The sequence below is a fragment of the Halomonas eurihalina genome (assembly GCF_008274785.1).
Lineage (GTDB): Bacteria > Pseudomonadota > Gammaproteobacteria > Pseudomonadales > Halomonadaceae > Halomonas > Halomonas eurihalina.
Genome location: NZ_VTPU01000038.1, coordinates 1 through 1,819 on the forward strand (window position 1 = coordinate 1; position 1,819 = coordinate 1,819).

2 protein-coding genes are annotated in these 1,819 nt (G+C 65.2%); both read right to left on the bottom strand.

Going from position 1 to position 1,819, the window contains the following annotated elements; all coding sequences use genetic code 11:
- Positions 1 to 1,298, bottom strand: a 1,298-nt coding sequence (locus tag FZZ93_RS18110) for a TRAP transporter large permease (protein WP_149323691.1), incomplete at its 3' end; no start/stop codon positions are given.
- Positions 1,298 to 1,819: TRAP transporter small permease subunit (locus FZZ93_RS18115; RefSeq protein ID WP_149323692.1), on the bottom strand; the 522-nt coding region annotated here is incomplete at its 5' end. The genes FZZ93_RS18115 and FZZ93_RS18110, both read right to left, overlap by 1 nt.

A 1,819-nucleotide genomic window follows, 5' to 3' on the forward strand; every position in this document is an offset into this window, starting at 1 on the left:
ACCAGCCACATCGCCAGGTTCGGCCAGAACAACAGCGCGAACAGCACACACAGCTGCAAGGCGATGAACGGCAACAGCGAGACGAAGATGTCCTTGAGGCTCACCTCCGGTGGCGCCACCCCTTTCAGGTAGAAGGCGGCCGGGCCGAACGGCGGCGACAGGAACGAGACCTGCATGTTCACCGCGAACAGGATGCCGAACCAGATCGGGCTGTAGCCCAGTTGCTCGACGATCGGTACGAAGATCGGCAAGGTCAGCATGGCCACGCCGATCCAGTCGAGGAACATGCCCAGCACCAGCAGAATCGCCATCATCACCAGCAGGATCACGATCGGCGCCACATCGAGGCCCATGATCATGCCCGAGATGAAGCGGTTGCCGCCCATCAGGTTGTAGACCCCGACCAGCGCGGCGGCGCCGATGCCGATCCAGATGATCATGCCGCAGGTCGTCAGCGTCTGGCCCAGGCTCTCGTGCATGGTCTTGAACGAGAACTCGCCGCGCAGCACCACCGCCAGCAGCACACCGAACACGCCCATGGCCGCCGCTTCGGTCACCGAGGCCACACCGCCATAGATCGAGCCCAGCACCAGCATGGCGATCAGCCCCGGCACGATGATCGCCTTGAGCGCCTGCCAGCGGTTGGCGAAGCCCTCCTGGCGATCGGCCTCGCTCATCGGCGGCCCCATCGTTGGATTGCGCAGGCAGCGCACCAGCACATAGGCGATGTACGACAGCATCAGGATCACCGCCGGGGTGATGGCCGCAGTGAACAGGTCGGCGATCGAGACGCTGGCGATCAGGCCGTAGATGATCAGCACGATCGACGGCGGCATCATGGTGCCCAGCGCCCCGCCGGCGCAGACCACGCCGATCGACAGGTGCTTGTCGTAGCCCAGGCGCAGCATCTGCGGCAGCGCCAGGATGCCCAGCAGCACGATCTCGCCGCCGATGATCCCGGACAACGCCGCCAGGAAGAAGGCCACCACGATGGTCTGCACCGCCACGCCACCGGGCAGGCGGCCGGCAAAGACCCGCATGGCGTTGAACAGGTCCTTGGCGATCCCCGATCGATCGAGCAGCGAGGCCATCAGCACGAACATCGGCACCGCCACCAACGAATACTCGGTGACGAAGCCGTAGACGCGGCTGGTGACCAGCGGCAGGGCGCTGCCCCCGAACCAGCCGAAGGTAAACACGAGGGCGATCAAGCCGGTGATGAAGGCCAGCGGCAGGCCGGTTACCAGCAGCGCGAAGATGGCCGCGACCATCAACAGGGTTGCGTCGGCGATTTCCATCAGGCCGTGCCCTCCGTGTCATCAATCTGGGGCGCGGGCTTGCCGCGCAGCGACTGCACGAAATGCAGCAGGGTCTGAAGGCACATGATGATCAGCGCGACCATGATCACGCCCTTGACCAGCGCCGGAAACGGCGGGTTCCAGGAAGTGCCGGAGCGCTCCAGTTGCCACTCGCCCAGCGGGTTGTGGGAGGCATCCCAGAACATGGTGAAGGCGGCATAGCTCATGCCCAGACAGAACAGGAAGGCCACCAGGTCGTTGAAGCGGTCGAGCCACAGACGAGCCGCCGGGCCCACGCTGTCGTAGAGCACCTTGACGCGGATATGGCGATTACCGGCCAGCGCCGCGGGGCCAGCGAAGGCGAAGCTCACGGCGACCAGCATGACCACCGTCTCGTGAACCCAGGAGGTGGGCGAGGCGAAGGCGTAGCGCATGATCACCTCATAGACGCTGATCGCCATGGCGACGAACACCAGCCAGGCGGCAATACGACCGCAGGCCACCACGCCGCGGTCGAAGGC